The sequence below is a fragment of the Microbispora amethystogenes genome, from assembly GCF_016863015.1.
Classification (GTDB): domain Bacteria; phylum Actinomycetota; class Actinomycetes; order Streptosporangiales; family Streptosporangiaceae; genus Microbispora; species Microbispora amethystogenes.
In genome coordinates this window covers 129,015-149,239 of sequence record NZ_BOOB01000013.1, presented here as the reverse complement: position 1 = coordinate 149,239, position 20,225 = coordinate 129,015, and the positions used below count along the sequence as shown (strand labels likewise).

Sequence of the window (20,225 nt, the reverse complement as noted above, 5' to 3'; positions counted from 1 at the left end):
TGACGCTTTCTATACGCCTATGGCGGGATTATTGACGTCGCCGCTACGAAGATCGCTGGATCGCGCGATCCGGGTGGTCCCGGCCGTGCCGGGCGCGTGCCGCCTCGGGGCCGAGGAGGGCGCCGCGGGCGCGGGCGGCGGCGAACGACTCCTCGCCGAGGGCGGCCCGGCAGGCGGCGGCGACGCGGTCGAGGTCGGCCCGTTCGGCCGGAGCGGGGGGCAGCCGGCTCGCGTCGCGGGCCGCTTCGGCGGCGCCGAACACCTCGGCCGCGGCGGCGTGGTCGCCGGTCAGGGCCAGCGCTCCGGCCAGCCCCTCCAGCGCGCCCACCTGGTCGCGCGGCGCGTCGAGCCGCGCCGCGAGGTCGAACGCCTCCAGGTGCAGGCGCAGCGCCGTGTCCGCGTCGCCGCGTAGTTCCGCGGCGAACCCCAGCTCGACCAGGAGCATCGGGACGTGTACGGACGGCGGGTCGTCCTCGTTCGGCGGCGGGTACGGCGCGGCCTCCAGCAGCCGCCGCAGGTGCGTCTCGGCCGTGTCGAGGTCGCCGCCGCGGCGGGAGGCGTAGGCGATCACCGTCCCGGCGAAGATCTCGCCGGTGCGGTATCCCTGCTCGCCGGCCAGGCGCAGCGCCCTCGCGCCGTCGTCGAGCGCCGCCGCGTGGTCGCCCAGCTGGGTGTGGATCCAGCCGAGCCAGCACAGCCTGGTCGCGACCTCCGGCCACAGCCCGAGATCCTCGGCCATGCCGAGGGCCTCCCGGTGCAGGCGGGTGGCGTGCGCGTGGTCGCCGGTGGCCTCGGCCAGGGCGGCGAGCCAGCCCGTGGCGCCCATCCGGCCCCAGCGGTCGCCGATCTCGGCGAAAATCCGGGCGCCGCGGGTCGCGTCGCGTTCCAGCCCCGCCAGGTCGCCGCGTACATGGGCGAGATGGGCACGGGTCATCAGGGCGGCGGCCTCGGCCCACCGGTCGCCCTCGGCCGCGGCGGCGTCGAGGGCGCGGGCCAGCAGCTTCTCGCTGTCGGCGAGGTCCAGGTAGCCGAGCGAGGCGTGGGCGAGGAACCACCCGGCCCTGCCCCGGCCGGCGTCCAGACGCTCCGCGACCGCCACCTGATCGGCGATGCCCGACGGATGGCCGGCGGCCTGACCGGCGGAGTGCCCGGCCACCTGATCTGCGGCGTGGCCCGCGGTGTGATCTGCCGTGTCACTCGCGGAGTGCCCAGCGGCCTGGCCGGCCGCGAGTTCCGCGGCGTGATCTGCCGTGTGGCCGACGGCGTCGCCCTGGAGGGCCGCGAATCCGGCCAGCCAGATCCGGGCCTCGTCGGCGAGACCCGCGACGTCCTCCCCGCCGTCCTCCCCGCCGTCCTTCGCGCCGTCCGCCGTGCCGTGCCCCGTGCCGGCCGCCGTGCCGTCTTCGGCGAGCGACAAGGCGGCCTGGAGGGAGCGCCGGGCCTCGGTCAGCCGGCCGCGCAGGAACCAGTGCCAGGCGAGCGCGCCGGTCAGCCGCAGCGCGGCGGCGGCGTCGGAGTCCGCCAGGCAGTGGTCCAGCGCGGCGCGCAGATTGGCGGCCTCGGCGTCGAGGAGCCGCAGCGTGTGGCGCTGCTCGGGGCCCCGCAGGAGGGGCGCGGCCCGCTCCGCGAGGGCGAGGTAGTGGTCCCGGTGCCGCCGCCGGATCCACTCCCGTTCCCCGGCCTCCGCCAGACGGTCGGCGCAGTAGGCGGCCACCGACTCCAGCAACCGGTAACGCGGCCCCTCCGGCGTCGGCAGCATCACGACCAGCGAGCGGTCGACCAGCCGTACGAGCAGGGTGAGCACGTCGAGGTCGTCCCCGCCGCACACCGACTCGGCGGCCTCCACCGTGCATCCGTCGGCGTGTACGGCCAGCCTGCGCAGCACCGTCCGCTCGGGAACGGTCAGCAGCTCCCAGCTCCAGTCGATCATCGCCATGAGCGTCCGCTGCCGGGGCGGGGCGCCGCGGTGGCCGGTGGCCAGCAGGCGGAACCTGTCGTCCAGCCGGTCCACCACTCCCTGCACGCCCAGCGCGCGGATCCGCGTCGCGGCCAGCTCCAAAGCGAGCGGGATGCCGTCCAGGCGGCGGCACAGCAGGCCGACGGCCGCGGCGTTGCCGTCGTCGAGCGTGAAGCCCCGGACGGCGGCGGCCGTACGCGCGACGAACAGCCGCACGGCGCTGGACTCCGCCAGCGCGCCCGGCTCGGCGTCGCGTCCCGGCACGTCGAGCGGCGGCACGTCCCAGACGACCTCCCCTGCCAGGGCGAGGGGTTCCCGGCTGGTGGCGAGGATCCGCAGGCCGGGAGAGGTCCGCAGCAGGCGCTCCGCCAGGGCCGCCACCTCGTCGATCACGTGTTCGCAGTTGTCCAGGACGAGCAGGAGATCTCTCGACCGCAGCGCCGCGGACAGGTCCGCGCGGTCGCCCTCCCTGATGTCGAGCGCCGCGGTGACCGCGTCGGCCACCGCTCCGGCCCGTACGCCGTTCCCCACCCCGGTGCGCACGCCGGTCCGCACGCCGGCGAGCTCGACGAGCCACACACCGTCGGGCAGGTCCCGCCGGCCGTCGGCGACCTCGGTCGCGAGCCGGGTCTTCCCCACGCCACCCGGGCCGGTCAGCGTCACCAGCCGCTCCTCCCGCAGCAGCGCGCCGATCTCGGCGACCGCGCTCTCCCGCCCGATCAGCTCGGTGTGCGGGGCGGGCAGGTTCGAGCGGGGTCGCCGGTCGGGTGCGGGCGGGGCCTGGAGGTCCTGGGTGAGGATCGCCCGCTGCAGCGCGGCGAGTTCGGGGCCGGGGTCCAGCCCCAGCTCGTCGCCGAGCAGGCGGCGCAGCTCCTCGTAGCTCTCCAGCGCCTCGCTCTGGCGCCCGGCGCCGTACAGCGCCCGCATGTACGCCGCCCGCAGCCGTTCGCGCAGCGGATGTGCGGCGACCAGGTCGCCGAGCTCGGCGGCCAGCACCGCGTGCTCGCCGAGCGCCAGCCGGGCCTCGGCCGCGTCCTCCAGCGTGGTCAGCCGCTGCTCGGCCAGCCTGGCGATCACCGGCTGGGCGAACGGCTCGTCGGCGAAGTCGGCGAACGCCGGGCCCCGCCACAGGGCGAGCGCCTCGGCGAACAGGGCCGCCCCGGCTCTTGGGTCGCCGGCCTGCCGCGCCCGGGTGGTGAGCGTGTGGAAGCGCCGGACGTCCACCGCCTCGTCGTCCAGGAGCAGCCGGTAGGCCGGCGGGCGGGAGACGACGAGCTCACGTGCCCCCGGCTGTGCGTCCTCCAGCGCCCTGCGCAGCTGGGAGACCTTGGCCGACAGCGCGCCGAGGGGATTGCGCCGCGGCGGGTCGTCCCCCCACAGGTCGTCGATCAGCCGGTCGGCGGGGACCGGCCGCCCGTCGTTGAGCAGCAGCACGGCGAGCAGGGCGCGCACCTTCGCACCGGGCACCGCGACCGGCTCGCCCCCCGCCGTCCACACCGCGAGCGGACCCAGGACCCCAAACCGCATGGTGCGCACCCTAACGCCCGGGGCGAGAGGACACCGTAAACGAACCGTAAACGCTCCCTGCGAGAGTCGGGGACATCAGCCGGACGGCGAGGCAGGAAGGAGGCCGAGGATGCCGGACACCACGAGACCAGTGCTGGCGGTCATCATCGGCAGCACCAGGAGCGGCAGGTTCGGCCCGACGGTGGCCCGGTGGTTCACCACCCGGGCACGCCGGCGCGGCGACTTCGAGATCGACCTGATCGATCTCGCGGAGACCCGGGTCCCGGAGACCCTCGGCGACCACGACGACCTCGTCCCGCCGCAGGTGGCGGAGCTGGGCGCGCGCCTCGCCGCCGCCGACGCCTTCGCCATCGTCACCCCGGAGTACAACCAGAGCTTCCCCGCGTCGCTGAAGACCGCGATCGACTGGTACTACCGGGAGTGGCACGCCAAGCCGGTCGCCTTCATCTCCTACGGCCGGGAGTCCGGCGGCCTGCACGCCGTCGCGCAGTTGCGGCAGATCTTCGCCGAACTGCACGCGGTGACGCTCCAGGGCACCATCAGCCTTCCGTGCTACTGGGACCTGTTCGCCGCGGACGGAAGCTGGCCGAAGGACGGCGCCGCCTGCAACACCAGTGTCACCACGATGCTCGACCAGCTCGCCTGGTGGGCCGCCGCGCTCAGCGCGGCCCGCGCCAGGACCCCTTACGTCGCCTGACCTCTCACTCACTCACGAAGCTCACGAAGCTCACGAAGAAGGAACACATCATGCGCAAGCTCAAGCTTCAGGTCCAGACCACCGTCGACGGCTACATGGGCGGCCCGCAGGGCGAGATGGACTGGATGACCTTCCCCTGGACCGACGACCTCGCCGCCTACATCACCGGGCTCATGGAGAACGTCGACCACATCGTCCTCGGCCGTCGGCTCGCCGAGGGGTTCATCCCGGCCTGGGCGGCCGGTCCCGAGGGGGAGTCGCAGGAGGCGATCGACTTCATGAACAACACGCCCAAGACCGTCATCTCCAACGGTCTCGCCGAATCGCCCTGGGACAACGCCGTCGTGGCCGGCGGCGACCTCGCCGAGACCATCGGCAAGCTCAAGGCCGAGCCGGGCGGCGACCTGATCACGTACGGCGGCAGCACGCTGGTGACGAGCCTGATCGCCGCCGACCTGATCGACGAGCTCAACCTGTTCGTCAACCCGAGCGCGATCGGCGCGGGCCTGCCGGTGTTCCCCGGCGGCGGCGACAAGAAGCGGTTCCGCCTCGTCTCCGCGACGCCGTTCGAGTGCGGCGTCACCGCCCTCCGTCTGGAGCCCAGGCGCGCCTGACGGCCCGGCGGGTCCACAGGCAGGACGGGCAGGAGCGGGTAACGGGGGCTCCTGCCCGTCCGGCACCACTCCGCCGCCAACGCTTTTTGCACTGGGCATACGTTCCCTTTGCCAGGGTAGGCGCGCGGTGCAGGAGTGGTGGACGGCTGTGGGGGCGCGCGGTGGCGTTGCGGATCGAGGACTACGGGCTGATCGGCGACCTGCAGACGGCGGCGCTGGTGGGCCGGGACGGGTCGGTCGACTGGCTGTGCCTGCCCCGGTTCGACGCCCCGGCGTGCTTCGCGGCCCTGCTCGGCGACGAGCGGGCGGGCTTCTGGCGGGTTGCCCCCGCCGCCGGCGGGCTGTGCACGCGCCGCCGCTACCGGGGCGACTCCCTCGTGCTCGAAACGGAGTGGGACACCCCCGAGGGCTCCGTACGGGTGATCGACGCGATGCCGCCGCGCGGCGAGGCGGCCGACGTCGTCCGCGTGGTCGAGGGCCTGAGCGGACGGGTGCCGATGCGGATGGCGCTCCGGCTGCGGTTCGACTACGGCCACGTCGTGCCCTGGGTGCGGAACCGGGACGGCGAACTGGTCGCGGTCGCCGGGCCGGACGCCGCCTGGCTGAACACTCCGGTGCCGCTGCGCGGCGAGGACATGACGACCTACGCCGACTTCACCGTCGCCGCCGGGCAGCGGGTGCCGTTCGTGCTGACCTACCGGCGCTCGCACGAGCGCAAACCGAAGGCGGTGGACGCCGAACGGGCCCTCGCCGACACCGAGGCGTTCTGGACGTCGTGGCTGCGCGGCTTCCGCTACGAGGGCCGGTGGGAGGACGCGGTGCGCCGCTCGCTGGTCGTCCTCAAGGCCCTGACCTACAAGCCGACCGGCGGCATCGTCGCCGCGGTCACCACCTCGCTGCCGGAACAGCTCGGCGGCCCGCGCAACTGGGACTACCGGTTCTGCTGGCTGCGTGACGCGACGTTCACGCTGCAGGCCCTCCTCGGCACCGGCTTCGTCGCGGAGGCCAAGGCGTGGCGCGAGTGGCTGCTGCGCGCCGCCGCCGGAGACCCGGCCGACCTGCAGATCATGTACGGCATCGACGGCACCCGCCGCCTGCCCGAATACACGGTCGACTGGCTGGCCGGCTACGAGGGGTCGGCTCCGGTCCGCGTGGGCAACGCGGCGTCCGGCCAGTTCCAGCTCGACGTGTGGGGCGAGGTCCTCGACGGGCTGCACCTGACCCGCCTGGCCGGCATCGAGTCCGAGGACGAGGCCTGGGACCTGCAACGCGCGCTGCTGGACTTCCTGGAGGGCCACTGGGACGACCCGGACAACGGGCTGTGGGAGGTGCGCGGCGACCGCCGCCACTTCGTGCACTCCAAGGTCATGGCCTGGGCGGGCATGGACCGCGCCGTGCGGGCCGTCGAGCGGTTCGGCCTGGAGGGGCCGGTTGACCGGTGGCGGGCCACCCGCGACAAGATCCACGCCGAGGTGTGCGACCGCGGCTACGACTCCGGGCGCAACACCTTCACCCAGTTCTACGGGTCGAAGGGCCTCGACGCCGCCCTGCTGCTGATCCCCCGGGCGGGGTTCCTGCCCTGGGACGACCCGCGCGTGCGGGGTACCGTGGAAGCGGTCCAACGTGAGCTGTGCTCCGACGGCTTCCTGCTGCGTTACCGGACCGGGGCCGACGGCGGCGTCGACGGCCTGCCCGGCGCGGAGGGCGCGTTCGTCACCTGCACGTTCTGGCTCGCCGACGCCCTGTACGGCATCGGCCGCCGGCGCGAGGCGTACGAGCTGTTCGAACGGCTGCTGGAGCTGCGCAACGACCTCGGTCTGCTCAGCGAGGAGTACGACCCCGTCGCCCGGCGGCAGCTCGGCAACACCCCGCAGGCGTTCAGCCACGTCGGACTGGTCAACGCGGCCCGTCACCTGTCCGGGACGGACCCGGCCGAGCATGCTGGAGGTGGGCGCTGATGCGCGCTCTCACCGTCGTCCCGCTGCGGAAGGACTCCCTCGCGGTCGCCGACGTCCCCGACCCGGAGCCGGGAGACGGCGACCTGCTCGTCGACGGTCTCGCCGTCGGAGTGTGCGGCACGGACAAGGAGATCGCCGCGGGCGACTACGGCTCGGCCCCGCCCGGCCGCGAGCGGCTGGTCATCGGCCACGAGTCGCTGGGCCGGGTGCGGCGGGCGCCCGAGGGCAGCGGCTTCGCCCCGGGCGACCTGGTGGTCGGCGTGGTCCGGCGGCCCGACCCGGTGCCGTGCGGCGCGTGCGCGCACGGGCAGTTCGACATGTGCCGCAACGGCCGCTACACCGAGCGCGGCATCAAGGACCTGGACGGGTACGCGAGCCAGGCCTGGGTGGTCGAGCCCGGCTACGCGGTGAAGCTGGACCCCGCGCTGGCGGACGTCGGGATGCTGCTCGAACCCACCAGCGTCGTCGTCAAGGCCTGGGACGAGGTCGAGAAGGTCGGCGCCCGGGCCTGGTTCGAGCCGAAGACGGCGCTGGTCACCGGCGCCGGGCCGATCGGCCTGCTGGCCGCGCTGCTCGGCGTGGGGCGCGGCCTGGAGGTGCACGTCCTCGACCGGGTCACCGACGGCCCGAAACCGGAACTGGTGCGCGACCTCGGCGCCGTCTACCACGCCGGCGACGCGGGCGAGGTCGCCGCGAAGATCCGGCCCGACGTCGTCATCGAGGCCACCGGCGCCGGCCCGGTGATCTTCGGGGTGGCCTTCAACACCGCGCCGTACGGCATCGTCTGCCTCACCGGGGTCTCCTCGGCCGGGCGCCGGCTCACGATCGATGCCGGAAGCCTCAACCGCGACATCGTGCTGGAGAACGACGTCCTCATCGGATCGGTGAACGCCAACCTCCGGCACTACGCCGCCGCGGCCGACGCCCTCGCGCAGGCCGACCACGCCTGGCTGAACCGGCTGATCACCCGCCGGGTGCCGCTGGAGTCGTTCGCCGACGCGTTCACCGCGGAACCCGAGGACGTCAAGGTCGTCATCACCCTGGACGACACCGTCCGGGCCTGATCGGGGAGCCGGGCCTGATCGGGGAGGTCACGCGTCAGGCCGGCAGCGGTTCGCCGGTCTCCAGCAGCGACTTCAGGCTCGACACCACGCTCGGCCAGCCGTGGCTGACCATCTCGGCCATGCTCGATCCGGCCTCGAAGCCGTCGTGCACGACGGTGAGCTTCACGGCCTGCTCGGCCTCCTCGATCGTGAAGGTGACCTTCGAGCGGGCCTCGCCGGACAGCCGGGCGAGCGTCTCCTCGTCCCAGCCGAAACGCTTGGCGAGCTCCGGGGTGACGGTGTGCCAGGTGTAGGAGAGCCGGCTGTAGGGTTCGGCCTCCAGCACGACCTGCTCCGGGTCGCTGATCAGCACGCCGTGGTTGTCCCAGGTCATCGGCGAGCGGGGGGACCAGTCCGTGGTGAACTCCGTGGCCCAGTAGCGGCGGGTGAAGGCGGGCTCGGTCAGCGCCTGCCAGAGCTTCTGCGGGGTGGTGCGGATGTAGGTGGTGTAGACGAAGGTCGGCGCGTCCATCGCGGTCTCCTCCAGAGCGAGTTTCAGGTCGGCCAGGGCTTGGACCCTGGCCCGGTCGTACCGGCTGATCCACCGGTGGGCGATCTCGTGCACGGGCGCGGCGTTGAGGTAGTGCAGCTTCTCCCGGCCCCGCCGCACGGTGGTGACGAGCCCGGCCTCCTCGAGCACCGCGAGGTGCTTGCTGACGGACTGCCGGGCCATGTCGAGCCCGGCGCACAGCTCGCGCAGCGTCTGCCCGTTGCGGGCGTTGAGCGAGTCGAGCAGCGCGCGCCGGCTCGGATCGGCCAGCGCCTTGAACACCTCGTCCATGCCCGCCCTCGTATCCGGGTTGCCGTCTGTCGATATGCAGCCTTTCGGCTGCCTTTGATGCCTTCAACTTAGGCAGCCGGATGGCTGCCTGTCAATACGTGCCGCTGTCGTGGGCCGACACGAGAGCCGGGCGCGCAGCGGGGACTACGGGGATTACTCCGGTCCGATGAGGAAGAGCTGGTCGTTCGCGGAGGAGCAGGGCCGCTCGATGGCCTCGGCCCCCGGCTCGCTGTCACCGCCCTTGAGGGCGACGCACCGGCCGCTGGACGCCGGACGGATGCGGTAGGCGGCCCCGATGGGTTCGAGCCGGAAGCGCTGGTTGGCGCGGGCGCCGGTGCAGTCGCTCCACGGCTCCAGCATGCCCGCCGCCGGGCCCGCCGGGACCACGGTCAGGCAGCCGACGCCCTTCGCCGGGTCGGGGTGATCCCACTGCAGGTGGAGCAGCCCCGCACCGGCCGGAGTGAGGAAGGTCCGGAGCGGCGTCGCCTCTGCGCAGGGGCGCAGAGCCGCGATCTCGGGGGCGTAGGCGATGTCGCGGGCACGTCCCGCCGTGAGACACAACGATGGGTCGCCGGCCGGGCGCACCCGGACCCACGTGCGTGACGACGCCGGCCCGGCCGAGGAGGACCCGACGCCGCCCTTTGCCGACCCGCCCTGTGTTCCCGACCCGCCCTGTGTCCCCGAACCGCTCTGTGTCGTTGAACTGCCCGGTGTTGCCGATCCGCCCAGTGCTTCCGAGATGCTCTGTGCTCCGCCGCTGTGCGTCGTGCTGCCATTCGTCGTGTCAGCCTGCTCCTCCGAGGCCGCCGTCTTGCGGGCCGCCGGATCGGACGAGAACTGCGCCGAGGCCCGGGATTCGGTGTCACGGGCGGAGATGTGACCGAGCTGCCAGGCGCCGAGCAGGCAGAGCAGGCTGACGCCCCCCACGCCTGCCAACCGCCGCCGGCGGGTGAGCCGCCCGTCGGGCGCGCTCGAATCCACACGCGGGCCTGCTTCGCCGCCCGGACCCACGTGCGGGCCCGCTCCGTCGCCGGAGCGCTCGCCGTCCTGCCGTACCTGGTCGTCGTCCTGTCGTACGCGGTCGCCCGGCGGCAGCGCAGTCGGCGGGACAGGAGGCGGGGGCACGGGCGCCAGGCCGGAGATGTGCGTCTCCGCGGCGGCGGCCAGGCGACGCCGGGCGTCCACCCAGTCGGCGACGGTGTCCTCGTCCGCCCCGCAGGCCCGCACGAACGCGGCCAGCAGATCCTCCCGCGGCAGATCCGCGCGGTTGAGCGCGCCGGAGAGGGTGGCGCGGGGCAGGACGTCCCCCGCGGCCGCGGCGCGGCGTTCGAGATCTCGGTAACTGCACGCGCTCCATGCCCGCAACCGCCGCATCTGGGCGACGAACTCGGCGGGTGTGGCGGCGGTCTGCGGCTGTGGCCGGGTGTCGCTCACGCTTGTCCCATCCCCGTGGATCATTCGCTCCCGACGGAGCCTATGCACCCGCCGGAGGTGGATCGCGCGGTCCTGATACCCGCCCGCCGCCCGTCGGAACGGGCCCCTCTCCGCGCCACGGCCGCCACCTGCGGAGACGTGAGAAGCGGGGCGTCCCGGACAGTCCCGGACACCGGAACGGGTGGACGGCGCGGGTGCGCCCGGGCGACGGTGGCCGTCGCACCACCAGTCCGTTCATGCTGGAGCGCCGGTGCACGTGACCGACACCACGGGGGCTGGTCACGACGGCGGACGTCACCGTGACGTCGCCGCCCACCGGCGCCCGGCATGCGGCGCGGGGCCGGCCATCCGCCGGCGACCGCCACCGGTACCACTCCACCTGAAGGAACCGCACCATGGGACGCATAGTTCTGTCCGTCTTCACCACCCTCGACGGTGTCATCGAGAACCCGCACGAGTGGGCCTTCGGCTTCGTGAGCGAAGACTCCATGCAGGCGGGTCTCGACCAGATCCGTGCCGCGAGGGCGCTGTTGCTCGGCCGGGTCACCTACGAGGGCTTCGCGGCCTCCTGGCCGTCGATGACCGACGAGGTCGGTTACGCGGACGCGATGAACACGCTGCCGAAGTACGTCGTGTCGACCACACTGACCGAGGCCGCCTGGAACAACACCACGATCATCGGCGCGGACGCGGCCGACCGTGTCAAGGCGCTGAAGGGCGAGGTGGACGGCGACATCCTTGTTTTCGGCAGCGCGGCGCTGGTGCGCTGGCTGCTCGACGAGAACCTGCTCGACGAGATGCGCCTCGCGGTCTATCCCGTCGTCGCCGGTCGGGGAGCCCGGCTGTTCGACCAGGGCGGCGAGCCCGCCACTCTCCGGCTCGCCGAATCGAGGCCGTTCTCGTCCGGGGTGGTCCTGCTCACCTACGAGCCGACCGGCGAAGGCCTTCCCGACCCCGCCGCCGCGCGTCGTGCCGCCGAGGCGAAGGCCGCGGGCTGATCAGGACGGCCGGGCTCATCTCAGGGCTCATTCCGGGGCTCATTCCCAGGGCTTATTCCGGGGCCAGCTTCCGGCGCAGGTGAGCGCGTTCGGGTTCGGTGCCGGCGAGGTCGAGGGCCCGACGGTACGCCGCGGCCGCCTCGGCGTCCCGGCCCAGCCGGGACAGCAGGTCGGCGCACGCCACGTGGAAGGGGTGGTGGTCCCGCAGCTGGGGCTCGTCCGCGAGCTGCTCCAGGAGCGCCAGCCCGGCCTGCGGCCCGTCGCGCATGGCGACCGCGACCGCGCGGTTCAGCGCCACGATCGGCGACGGGGTCAGGGAGAACAGGACGTCGTAGAGGGCCACGATCTGCGGCCAGTCGGTCGTGGTGACGTCCGCCGCCTCGTCGTGCAGGGCGGCGATCGCGGCCTGCACGCCGTACGGTCCCACCGGGCCGCCGGTCAGCGCCACGGGCACCAGGGCCAGCCCTTCCTCGATCATCGTACGGTCCCAGCGGCCGCGGTCCTGGTCGGCGAGGAGCACCAGCCCGCCGCCGGGAGCGGTCCGGGCGTCGCGGCGGGCGTGGACCAGCAGCATCAGCGCCAGCAGGCCGCAGACCTCCCGTTCGGCCGGCAACAGCCGGCGCAGGATGCGCGCCAGGCGGATCGCCTCCTCGGCGAGGTCGGGACGCTGCAGGTCGGACCCCGAACTCGCGACGTACCCCTCGGTGAAGATCGAGTAGACGACCTGGAGCACCCCCGCCAGCCGCTCCGGCCGTTCGTCCGGGCCCGGCACGCGGAACGGGATCCGGGCCTCGCGGATCTTCTTCTTCGCCCGGACGATCCGCTTCGCCATCGTGGCCGTCGGGACGAGGAAGGCCCGGGCCACCTCGGGAGTGGTCAGCCCGGCGAGGCACCGCAGGCTCAGCGCGACGCGGTCCTCGGCGGGCAGGGCCGGGTGGCCGCAGGTGAAGAACAGCAGGAGCCGTTCGTCGGGCAGGTCGTCACCGTCGCCGGTCTCCGGAGCGGGCGGCGCGGCCCGCTCCGCCTCCACCTGCAGGATGGCCAGCCGGGCGGCGTAGGCCGTGTCGCGCCGCAGGCGGTCGACCGCCTTGCGGCGCGCGGTGGTCGCGAGCCACGCCCCCGGGTTCGGCGGCACGCCGTTCACCGGCCAGTGCACCAGGGCCGCCTCGATCGCCTCGGCGGTGACCTCCTCGGCGAGATCGAGGTCGCCGAAGCGGCGCACCAGCGCGGCCAGCAGCCGGCCGCGTTCCTCCCGGAACACGGCCTCCACCGCCGTCACCGCCCGGCCGTCCGCCATCGCCGGCTCTCGGACCGTCGGATCGTCAGATGTCAGAACTCGGCCACCGGCCGCACCACGACCGACCCGCCGCCGCGCGACCCGGGGCAGCGGGCGGCCCAGTCGAGGGCGGCGTCGAGGTCGGGCACGTCGAGCACGTAGTAGCCGCCGAGCACCTCACGGGTCTCGGCGAACGGCCCGTCCGTGGTGATGGTCCGCTGCCCATCCGGGGCGACTCGTACGGTCGTCGCGGTGGTCAGGTCGGCGAGGGAGTGCCCCGACACGTGGATGCCGGACTCCCGCACCATCTTGTCGTAGGCCATCCAGTCGTCGAACGAGGCGCAGTCGGCCTCCGCGGCGGGGCCTTCGGGGCTGCTGTTGATCAGGAGCATGTATTTCATGCCGAGCCTTCCTCTCCTGTGGAGTCGCGTGCGGGCGTCGCCGCACACCACCTCTACGGATGGGACCCCGCCGGATGGACACGATCGCCGGAAATTTTTGTTTCGGTCCGAATCAGGGTATGCGCGCCGCCGGAACGCAGCAGGAGGAGCAGGGTTCGGCGTCCGGCAGCGTGATCCACAGGCAGCAGGTGCGGCGGCGGTAACCGTCGCCGTCGGGCGCGAGCAGCCCGGCCACCGGCGGTCCGATCTCCTCCAGCAACCGGGCGGCCTCGGCGTACGGCCCGAGCGCGAGCAGGGGGTGGGCGACCGCCTCCGCCGTCGATCCCCACAGGGTGCGCTCGCCCACCCGCGCCACCGCGCTCAGCGCCCGGACGAACGGACGTTGCCCGTCGAGGATCGCCGCCCTGATGGCCGCCGCCAGGTCCGGGACGACGACCGTGCCGAACGGTTCCGGGACAGTTTCGACCATGGTTCCGGCGGTGGTTCCGCCGACGGCCGTGGTGACGGCCGTGGCACTGGCCCCGACGCTGGTCTCAACGCTGGTCCCGACGATGGTCTCAACGGGGGTCTCGGCGGTGGTTCCGGTGCTGGTTCCGGTGCTGGTCCCGGTGGTGGCTCCGGCGGCCGGGTCGCCGGGGAGCACGGCCACGGTCAGCCGGGACGCCGCCACCGTGACCCCCGCCGCCGACGGCCTGACCAGCGTGTCCTCCAGCCGCATCAGCGGCACCCGACGATGGAGGGCCCAGCCGAGGACCATCGGCATCGTGTGCCAGTAGCCGTAGGTCTTCCACAGCAGCGCCGCCGCCACGTGACGCGGCGCGTTCCAGCGCGCCGCCGTCTCGTCCACCAGCGCGAGCAGTCCTTCGTACGGCTCCCGCAGCAGGTCGGCGGCGGGGATCCAGCCGGGGGAGTCGTCGGCGACCAGCCCGGGCAGCACTCCCAGCACGCCGCCGCGCTCGGCCGCGAGGCCTTCCAGATGCCGGGAAAGGGCGTCGAGCAGCACTCCGTACTCCTTGGTTCTCAGCGGTCGTCTCGGGTCAGGAAGAGCAGCCGGGCGCGCTTGTCCGGCAGGTCGATCTCGGGCCCGAGCGTGAAGCCGGTCCGCAGCATGCGGCCGATCACCTTCTCGTTGCGGGCGTCCGGCTCGGCGACGATCCGGGTGTGGGCGGGATCGGAGAACGCGTACGCCAGGAGCGCGGAGAGCAGCGCGGCGGTGAAGCCGCGCTCGCCCTCCCCGGCCGCCGCCGGGCCGAGCAGCAGGTGGACGCCGAAGTCGCCCGGCCGGACGTCGTAGCACTCCCCGACGGGGTCCGCCTCCGGCGCGTAGGTCTGGAAGAGCGCCACCGGCCGGTCGTCGCGGTGGACCAGGTAGGCGTGGTGGGTGGTCAGCCCGTCCAGGTAGTCGTAGATCTCCAGGACCCGCTCGGGGCTCGCGTCGAGCATGCCCCAGAACCGGGCCCGCTCCTGGGTGACCCACGAGTGGATCAATGCGGCGTCGGCCGCCGGGTCCACCGGGACGATGCGGACGGTGCCTAACCCGGCCACCACCTGCTCGTACACGGCCGCACGCCGGGCGGACGTCTCAGAGGTCATGTCGTTCCTCCGTCAGCAGGGCCCAGTCGGTGACCAGGGGCACGAGTTCGCCGCGCACCCACAGCGGCTGCTGGTCACGGTGGTGGGGGTCGCCCGGCACGCCGCTCGCGCCGAAAGGGACGACCCAGAGACTTGCGTCGCGCCGCGCGAGGTCCCAGACGTAGCGGGCGGCCGGGCCGCGGGCGCAGTGATGGGTGACCCCCGGCACGCTGGACGTACACAACACACAGCCGTGGTCACCCGACAGCCCCGGCTCCGCCTGCGGGTCGTCCTGCGGCCCCGGAGGAGTGTCCCCCGATGGGGTGGCCGCCTGCGGAGTGTCCTCTGGGGAGGGCAGCGCCCGCCAGGGGACGAGCCGGTGCAGGTCGCCCCACCGGACGCCGGTCTCGCCACCGGCCACCACGTCCTCCAGCGCGGCCCGCGCCACCTCGGCCAGATCGTCGCCGCCGAGGCCGGGGAGCCGGTCGGTCGTCAGCAGGGTCTCCAGGGCGTGCGCGATCCGGGGAGCCGCCGTCAGCCACGGCCGGAACACCTCCGGACACGCGACACCTCCCTCCGGCGCCTCCCGATCACCGGTGCCAGCCTGCACGGGACGAGCCTCCGCGGGTCTCTCCTGCCCGGCACCGCCCGGCACGGGACGGGCCTTCGCGGCGCCGGTCTGCCCGGGACGCGTCTCCACGGGCGTGCGCGGATTCGGGCTGGGTGCCTGGTCGGGCTGGAGCGGGTGGGACAGATCGGCCAGCGGCGCGAGCGCGGGATGGGCCGCCAGGCGCCGCACCACCTCCGCCCGCACGGCCGCGTACGCCGCGGCGTCGGCGCTGCCGGCGTCCATGCGCCGGTCCCAGCCGGTCAGCCGGTCCCGGAGGCGTACGGCGCCGGGGGTGAGCCCGGTCAGCCGCGCCAGCAGCCCCAGCAGCGGTTTCGCGCCGGGCAGGAGCGTGTCGGTGTGGACCGCCGCCATGTCCCCAGCGGACCAGACGGGGGCGGCTTCCAGCAGCGTCCTGATCCGGTCGGCCCGGTACGGCGGGGCGAACTCGACGCCGAGCGGAGCCGAGAGGCCTCGTTCGTTGGCCATCACCGTGATCCCCCTGACCTCCCGGCGGGGCATCGGTGCGTGCTCGCCGCTCCACTCGTGGCCGGGCTCCCAGGCGGGCACGACCCGCAGCGAGTTGCCCGGGTGGCGTACGGGCACCAGTCCGGCGACGCGGTGCAGCAGGCCGCCGCCGGTGTCCGCGGCGAGCACGACGTTGACGGGCTCCACCCACCGGTCGAACGCCCGGTCCACGTCGGCCACGGTGCTGGCCCGCAGCAGGGCGGGAATCGCCGCGAACCCCAGGTCGTGGAACACCCGCGGCGGATACCGCAGGCTGACCCCCTCCCACTCGGCGTCCGGGCCGCCTCCCCGCCCGGGGTCCAGCCCAGCATTTCGGGCGTCTTCCCACTCGCCCGCGTCTCCGGCATCCGGCCCGCCCTCGCGCTCGGTGTCCTGCCCGATGCCCGGGCCGTCTTCGCGCCCGGCATCCGGCCCGCCTTCCTGCCCGGCGTCCCGGTCGTGGGGAGGGTGTCCCGTCGTCTCGTGCCGAGCGGGCTCGTACGGCCGGGGTGGCTCGCTCATGACGACCGGGCCGCGTTCGGTCTCGATCACCTCCACCTCGACCGGTTCGCCTCCGGCGACCTCGATGACCTCGGTGTGGGCGGTGGCCGGCCGCCAGCCCGCCGGGCCGAGCGCCTCGACGCGGCCGTCCCGGCGCCGGAGGCGTTCGCGGAAGAGGTCCTGGTAGTCGGCCATGGCGTTGGTGATCGCCCAGGCGACCGGCCCGGCGTGCCCGAAGTGGGCGACGCCCGGCACTCCCGGCACGGCCAGCCCGGCCACGTCGAACTCCGGACAGGCCAGGCGAACCTGCTGGTAGAAGCCGGGGTCCTCGATGGGCCTGTGCGGGTCTCCGGCGATGATCGGCGCTCCCGTGCGTGAGCGGTCGCCAGGGACCAGCCAGCCGTTGCTTCCGGAGGTGCCCGGCCCGTCGGTGGCGAACAACGCGACGGCCTCCGGGCCGAGCCGGGCGGTGACCGCCTCACGCCACAGTTTCGCCGGGACGTGCGCGAACAGGACGTGGTGCGACAGCCAGACCGCCAGCGGCGTCCACGCCTCCCACCGGCCCGGCGCGAGCACCGCCGCGTCGCCGCTCCCCGCCGCGTCGCCGTCGCCTGTCGCGTCGCCGCCCCCGGCCGTGCTGTTCCCGCCTGTGCTGTTCCCGCCTGTGCTGTTCCCGCCTGTGCTGTTCCCGCCTGCGCTGTTCCCGCCTGCGCTGTTCCCGGCCGTGTCGTGTCCTGTCGCGTCCGCCGCCTGTCTTGCCACCTGCCCGACTGCTCGGAACTCCGGAGCGCGGCGGGCTCCCTCGGGCAGGCCCGCGTTGACGCCGTCCACGTACGCGCCCACCCAGGCCGCGGTGTCCGCGTCGAGCGCCGCCAGGCAGCGCCTGGCCGTGTCGTCCAGCCTGACCTGCCGTACGAACCGGTCCCAGGGAACGGCGTCCGCGCCGAGGACGGCGGCCGAGGCACCGGCCGCGCGGAGCCGCTCGACCTCGATCTGCCACGCCCGGTCCACCGCCGTGACGAACCCCTGGGCGTAGGCCAGTTCGCGGGCGTCGCCCGCCCGCAGGTGGGGGATGCCCCACCGATCTCGGTAGACCCGGACGCTCATGACGCCTTCTCTCCCGTACGGCGGCGGGCGGCGGGGACGACCAGCGGCGTGCCGGTCTCCGGGTCGTCGATCACCCGGCAGGGGAGGCCGAAGACCTCCTCCACCAGGCCGGCGGTCATCACCTCGGCGGGAGCGCCGGAGGCCACGACGCGCCCGGCGCGCATCGCGATCAGGTGGGTGGCGTAGCGCGCGGCGTGGTTGAGGTCGTGGAGCACGGCCACGAGCGTGCGACCCCGCTCCTCGTGCAGCCGGGCGCACAGGTCGAGGATCTCGATCTGGTGGGCGATGTCGAGGTAGGTCGTCGGCTCGTCCAGCAGCAGCAGCGGCGTCTCCTGCGCCAGCGCCATCGCGATCCACACCCGCTGGCGCTGGCCGCCGGACAACTCGTCGACCAGCCGCCCGGCGAGGTCGGCGACCCCGGTGGCCGCCATCGACTCCCCCACGACCCGCTCGTCGTCCGCCGACCACTGGCGCAGCAGCCGCTGGTGGGGATACCGGCCGCGGCCGACCAGCTCGGCGACCGTGATCCCGTCCGGCGCGACCGACGACTGCGGCAGCAGGCCGAGGGTACGCGCGACCTTCCTGGCCGGCAGCGAGGTGACGTCCCGTCCGTCGAGCAGCACCGCTCCGGCGGACGGCCTGAGCGTGCGCGCCAGCGCCCGAAGCAGGGTGGACTTGCCGCAGGCGTTGGGCCCGACGACGACGGTAAAGGACCGGTCCGGGATGGAGACGTCCAGCCCCTCCGCGACGACCCGCCCGTCGTACGCGAGGGTCAGCGCGTCACCGCGCAACCGAGGCCCGTCGCCCCGCACGTCCCCCACTTCACCGCCCGCCGAGCCGTCCGCCAAACCGTCTGCCACACCGGCTGTCACCACGCCTGCCACTCCGTTTCCGTACGCGCGGTCGCCCTGCGCGAGGTGTCCGTACGCGTTCGTCCTGGTCAAATCCGGCCCGCCTTCCGCTGGGCGGCGAGCAGCCAGACGAGGTAGCCGCCGCCGAGCACTCCCGTCACCACTCCCACCGGCAACTGGTGGTCCCCGAACAGCCGCTGTGCCGCGAGGTCGGCGCCGGTCAGCAGCGCGGCCCCCACGCAGGCCGCGGTGAGCAGGTTGGGCCCGGGGGTCCGGGTCATCCGCCGGGCCAGATGCGGCGCGGTCAGCGCCACGAACGACACCGGCCCGGCGGCGGCCGCCGCGAGGGAGGCGAGCAGCACGGCCGCCGCCGTCAGGACCAGCCGCAGCCCCTGCACCCGCACACCGAGGCCGCGGGCGAGGTCGTCGCCCATCTCGGTGATCGCCAGGGGCCGCGCGCAGCCGAGCAGCACCACCGGGACCAGCACCGCCGTCGCGGCGAGCAGGGGGAGGGCGTCCTCCCAGCCTCGGCCGTCCAGGCTGCCGGTGAGCCACAGCATGGCGCGGGCCGCCTCCATCAGCCGCCCGCGGGTCAGCAGGTAGCCGTTGACTCCCGTGAGGACCGCGGTGGCGCCGATGCCCACCAGCACGAGGCGGTGGCCGTGCAGGCCTCCGCGCCAGGCCAGAAGGTAGATCACCACTCCGGTGACGACGCCGCCGAGCACCGCGCCGCCCGCGAGGGCCGCGCTGCCGCCGCCCGCGACCACCACCAGGAGCGCGCCCGTCGCCGCGCCCTGGGTGAAGCCGAGCAGGTCGGGGCTGCCCAGCGGATTGCGCACGAGGGACTGGAAGATCGCGCCGGCCAACGCGAGGGCCGCGCCCACGACCAGCGCGGTCACCACCCGGGGCAACCGGAGTTCGCGTACGACGAAGTCCTCGGCGGGGCCGCCGCCGCCCGCGAGGGTGCGCAGCACGTCGGCCGGGCTCATCGGATAATCGCCGCTACCGACCGTGAGTACGCCGAAGGCGAGGGCCAGCAACAGGCAGCCGATCCCCACGGCCACGGCCCGGGGGCGTACGGCGACGATCCCGGCCACCACGGGCCGCCCGGCGGCGGTGCGGACCACGCTCACCGGCCGCACCTCTCCCGCGCCGCAGGCCCGAACGCCGAACGCAGGCGCACCGAACGCGAGCAGGCCGAGCGGCCACACGCCGAGCGCAGGCACGCGGGTTCCGGGTTCACGCCCGCACCTTCCTTCGCACGAAGTAGAGGAAGAGCGGGCCGCCGAGCACCGCCGTGACGATGCCCGCCTGCAACTCGCCGGGCCGGGCCACGATCCGCCCGAGCACGTCCGCGCCGAGCAGCAGCGCGGGCGCGAGCACCGCGCAGCAGGGCAGCAGCCGCCGCAGGTCGGGGCCGGTCAGCGCCTTGACGAGGTGCGGCACCATCAGCCCGACGAAGACGATCGGCCCGCAGGCCGCCGTCGCCGCCCCGCACAGCAGCGTCACGGCCACGATGGCGGCCGTACGGATCAGGGCGGGACGCGCGCCGAGCGACCGGGCGGAGTCGTCGCCGAGGGCGAGCGCGTTGAGCGGCCGGGCCAGGGCCAGGGCCAGCAGCAGCCCCGCCGCGACGAACGGCGCGACCATGGCCACCGTCCCGCTCTGCGCGCTCGCCAGCGAGCCGACCGTCCAGAAGCGCATGGTCTCCAGCGAGGCCGCGTCGAGCAGCATCGTCCCGTTCACGTACGAGTAGAGCGCGGCGTTGATCGCGGCTCCGGCGAGCGCCAGCCGCGCCGGGGTGGCCGCCCGCCCGCCGCCCACGCCGTACACGAGCACGGACACGGCCGCGGCTCCGGCCAGCGCGAACCAGACGTAGCCCTGGAACGTCGCCACCCCCAGCAGCCCGGCGGCCGTCGCCACCGCCGCGGAGGCACCGGCGTTGATCCCCAGCAGGCCGGGGTCGGCGAGCGGGTTGCGGGTCAGCGCCTGCATGACCCCGCCCGCCACTCCCAGCGCCGCGCCCGCGAGCAGCCCGAGCAGGGTGCGGGGCAGCCGCATCTCGTGCACCACCGTGTACGCGCTGGACCCGGTGTCCACGAGCCCCTGCCAGACCTCGGCGGGGGACATCGGCCGGGCGCCGAGCCCGAGGCTCAGCACGAGGACGGCGAGCAGCGCGAGCACCGGCCCGAACACCGTGCCGAGCAGCGCCGCCGCCGGCCGGGCCTTCGGCGGATGTTTTCGCGGTGCCCGTACGGGCCCGCTGAGCTGCGACGACTCGGTGACGACCACGGCCGGCTCCATCGGGGCGGGGGACGAATTCCGATCGCCCCT

The 20,225-nt window shown here is 74.3% G+C and carries 16 protein-coding genes; 5 read left to right on the top strand and 11 right to left on the bottom strand.

Annotation, left to right across the window (positions count from 1 at the left end):
• Nucleotides 1–43: 43 nt before the first annotated feature.
• Entirely contained in the window at nt 44–3,484 is a 3,441-nt protein-coding gene (locus tag Mam01_RS09410; RefSeq protein WP_204284987.1) for an ATP-binding protein, read from the bottom strand.
• A gap of 109 nt (nt 3,485–3,593) precedes the next feature.
• Here Mam01_RS09410 and Mam01_RS09405 point away from each other — a divergent pair, with 109 nt between their 5' ends.
• From Mam01_RS09405 to Mam01_RS09390, 4 genes are all read left to right on the top strand, one after another.
• A complete protein-coding gene (locus tag Mam01_RS09405) occupies nt 3,594–4,181 on the top strand; it encodes an NADPH-dependent FMN reductase (RefSeq protein ID WP_204284986.1) in 588 nt (195 codons plus the stop codon).
• Nucleotides 4,182–4,231: 50 nt separating this feature from the next.
• Nucleotides 4,232–4,795 carry a dihydrofolate reductase family protein gene (locus Mam01_RS09400; RefSeq protein ID WP_204284985.1) on the top strand — a complete coding sequence of 188 codons (564 nt, stop codon included), beginning with the start codon at nt 4,232–4,234 and terminating at the stop codon, nt 4,793–4,795.
• Between the two features lie 161 nt (nt 4,796–4,956).
• Entirely contained in the window at nt 4,957–6,753 is a 1,797-nt protein-coding gene (locus Mam01_RS09395) for a glycoside hydrolase family 15 protein (RefSeq protein ID WP_204284984.1), read from the top strand.
• Nucleotides 6,753–7,817, top strand: coding sequence for a glucose 1-dehydrogenase (locus Mam01_RS09390; protein ID WP_204284983.1), 1,065 nt, complete (start codon nt 6,753–6,755; stop codon nt 7,815–7,817). Before Mam01_RS09395 ends, Mam01_RS09390 begins: the two co-directional genes overlap by 1 nt.
• Nucleotides 7,818–7,851: 34 nt before the next feature.
• On the opposite strand, the gene Mam01_RS09385 is transcribed toward Mam01_RS09390, so the two are convergent.
• Together Mam01_RS09385 and Mam01_RS09380 are read right to left on the bottom strand one after the other, a co-directional pair.
• Nucleotides 7,852–8,637, bottom strand: coding sequence for an ArsR/SmtB family transcription factor (locus Mam01_RS09385; protein WP_204284982.1), 786 nt, complete (start codon nt 8,635–8,637; stop codon nt 7,852–7,854).
• A 153-nt stretch (nt 8,638–8,790) separates the two neighbouring features.
• Nucleotides 8,791–10,071, bottom strand: coding sequence for an RICIN domain-containing protein (locus Mam01_RS09380; protein WP_204284981.1), 1,281 nt, complete (start codon nt 10,069–10,071; stop codon nt 8,791–8,793).
• Nucleotides 10,072–10,466: 395 nt separating this feature from the next.
• On the opposite strand from Mam01_RS09380, the gene Mam01_RS09375 reads away from it, so the two are divergent.
• Nucleotides 10,467–11,069, top strand: coding sequence for a dihydrofolate reductase family protein (locus tag Mam01_RS09375; RefSeq protein ID WP_204284980.1), 603 nt, complete (start codon nt 10,467–10,469; stop codon nt 11,067–11,069).
• 52 nt (nt 11,070–11,121) lie between these two features.
• Here Mam01_RS09375 and Mam01_RS09370 read toward each other — a convergent pair whose 3' ends face one another.
• From Mam01_RS09370 to Mam01_RS09335, 8 genes are all read right to left on the bottom strand, one after another.
• Nucleotides 11,122–12,366 carry an RNA polymerase sigma factor gene (locus Mam01_RS09370; protein ID WP_204284979.1) on the bottom strand — a complete coding sequence of 415 codons (1,245 nt, stop codon included), beginning with the start codon at nt 12,364–12,366 and terminating at the stop codon, nt 11,122–11,124.
• A 32-nt stretch (nt 12,367–12,398) separates the two neighbouring features.
• A complete protein-coding gene (locus Mam01_RS09365; RefSeq protein ID WP_204284978.1) occupies nt 12,399–12,746 on the bottom strand; it encodes a YciI family protein in 348 nt (115 codons plus the stop codon).
• A 112-nt stretch (nt 12,747–12,858) separates the two neighbouring features.
• Nucleotides 12,859–13,749: a (2Fe-2S)-binding protein gene (locus Mam01_RS09360; RefSeq protein WP_204284977.1), complete on the bottom strand. Its 891-nt coding sequence runs from the start codon at nt 13,747–13,749 to the stop codon at nt 12,859–12,861.
• Nucleotides 13,750–13,766: 17 nt separating this feature from the next.
• Nucleotides 13,767–14,339, bottom strand: coding sequence for a GNAT family N-acetyltransferase (locus tag Mam01_RS09355; RefSeq protein ID WP_204284976.1), 573 nt, complete (start codon nt 14,337–14,339; stop codon nt 13,767–13,769).
• The gene (locus tag Mam01_RS09350) at nt 14,329–17,040 is read right to left on the bottom strand and encodes a penicillin acylase family protein (protein WP_204284975.1); all 2,712 of its coding nucleotides are present in this window, start codon (nt 17,038–17,040) and stop codon (nt 14,329–14,331) included. Before Mam01_RS09350 ends, Mam01_RS09355 begins: the two co-directional genes overlap by 11 nt.
• Complete coding sequence (locus Mam01_RS09345) at nt 17,037–17,852, bottom strand: ABC transporter ATP-binding protein (RefSeq protein WP_204285045.1); 816 nt, start codon at nt 17,850–17,852, stop codon at nt 17,037–17,039. The genes Mam01_RS09350 and Mam01_RS09345 overlap by 4 nt, the downstream gene beginning before the upstream one ends.
• A 128-nt stretch (nt 17,853–17,980) precedes the next feature.
• Entirely contained in the window at nt 17,981–19,117 is a 1,137-nt protein-coding gene (locus Mam01_RS09340) for a FecCD family ABC transporter permease (RefSeq protein WP_239101166.1), read from the bottom strand.
• Between the two features lie 13 nt (nt 19,118–19,130).
• A complete protein-coding gene (locus tag Mam01_RS09335; RefSeq protein WP_239101165.1) occupies nt 19,131–20,183 on the bottom strand; it encodes a FecCD family ABC transporter permease in 1,053 nt (350 codons plus the stop codon).
• Nucleotides 20,184–20,225 lie beyond the last annotated feature (42 nt).

Coding starts and splice junctions, on each gene's coding strand:
- Mam01_RS09370 (WP_204284979.1), bottom strand. CDS start 12,366: ATGGCGGACGGCCGGGCGGTGACGGCGGTGGAGGCCGTGTTCCGGGAG.
- Mam01_RS09405 (WP_204284986.1), top strand. CDS start 3,594: ATGCCGGACACCACGAGACCAGTGCTGGCGGTCATCATCGGCAGCACC.
- Mam01_RS09350 (WP_204284975.1), bottom strand. CDS start 17,040: ATGAGCGTCCGGGTCTACCGAGATCGGTGGGGCATCCCCCACCTGCGG.
- Mam01_RS09365 (WP_204284978.1), bottom strand. CDS start 12,746: ATGAAATACATGCTCCTGATCAACAGCAGCCCCGAAGGCCCCGCCGCG.
- Mam01_RS09355 (WP_204284976.1), bottom strand. CDS start 14,339: ATGACCTCTGAGACGTCCGCCCGGCGTGCGGCCGTGTACGAGCAGGTG.
- Mam01_RS09390 (WP_204284983.1), top strand. CDS start 6,753: ATGCGCGCTCTCACCGTCGTCCCGCTGCGGAAGGACTCCCTCGCGGTC.
- Mam01_RS09385 (WP_204284982.1), bottom strand. CDS start 8,637: ATGGACGAGGTGTTCAAGGCGCTGGCCGATCCGAGCCGGCGCGCGCTG.
- Mam01_RS09410 (WP_204284987.1), bottom strand. CDS start 3,484: ATGCGGTTTGGGGTCCTGGGTCCGCTCGCGGTGTGGACGGCGGGGGGC.
- Mam01_RS09400 (WP_204284985.1), top strand. CDS start 4,232: ATGCGCAAGCTCAAGCTTCAGGTCCAGACCACCGTCGACGGCTACATG.
- Mam01_RS09375 (WP_204284980.1), top strand. CDS start 10,467: ATGGGACGCATAGTTCTGTCCGTCTTCACCACCCTCGACGGTGTCATC.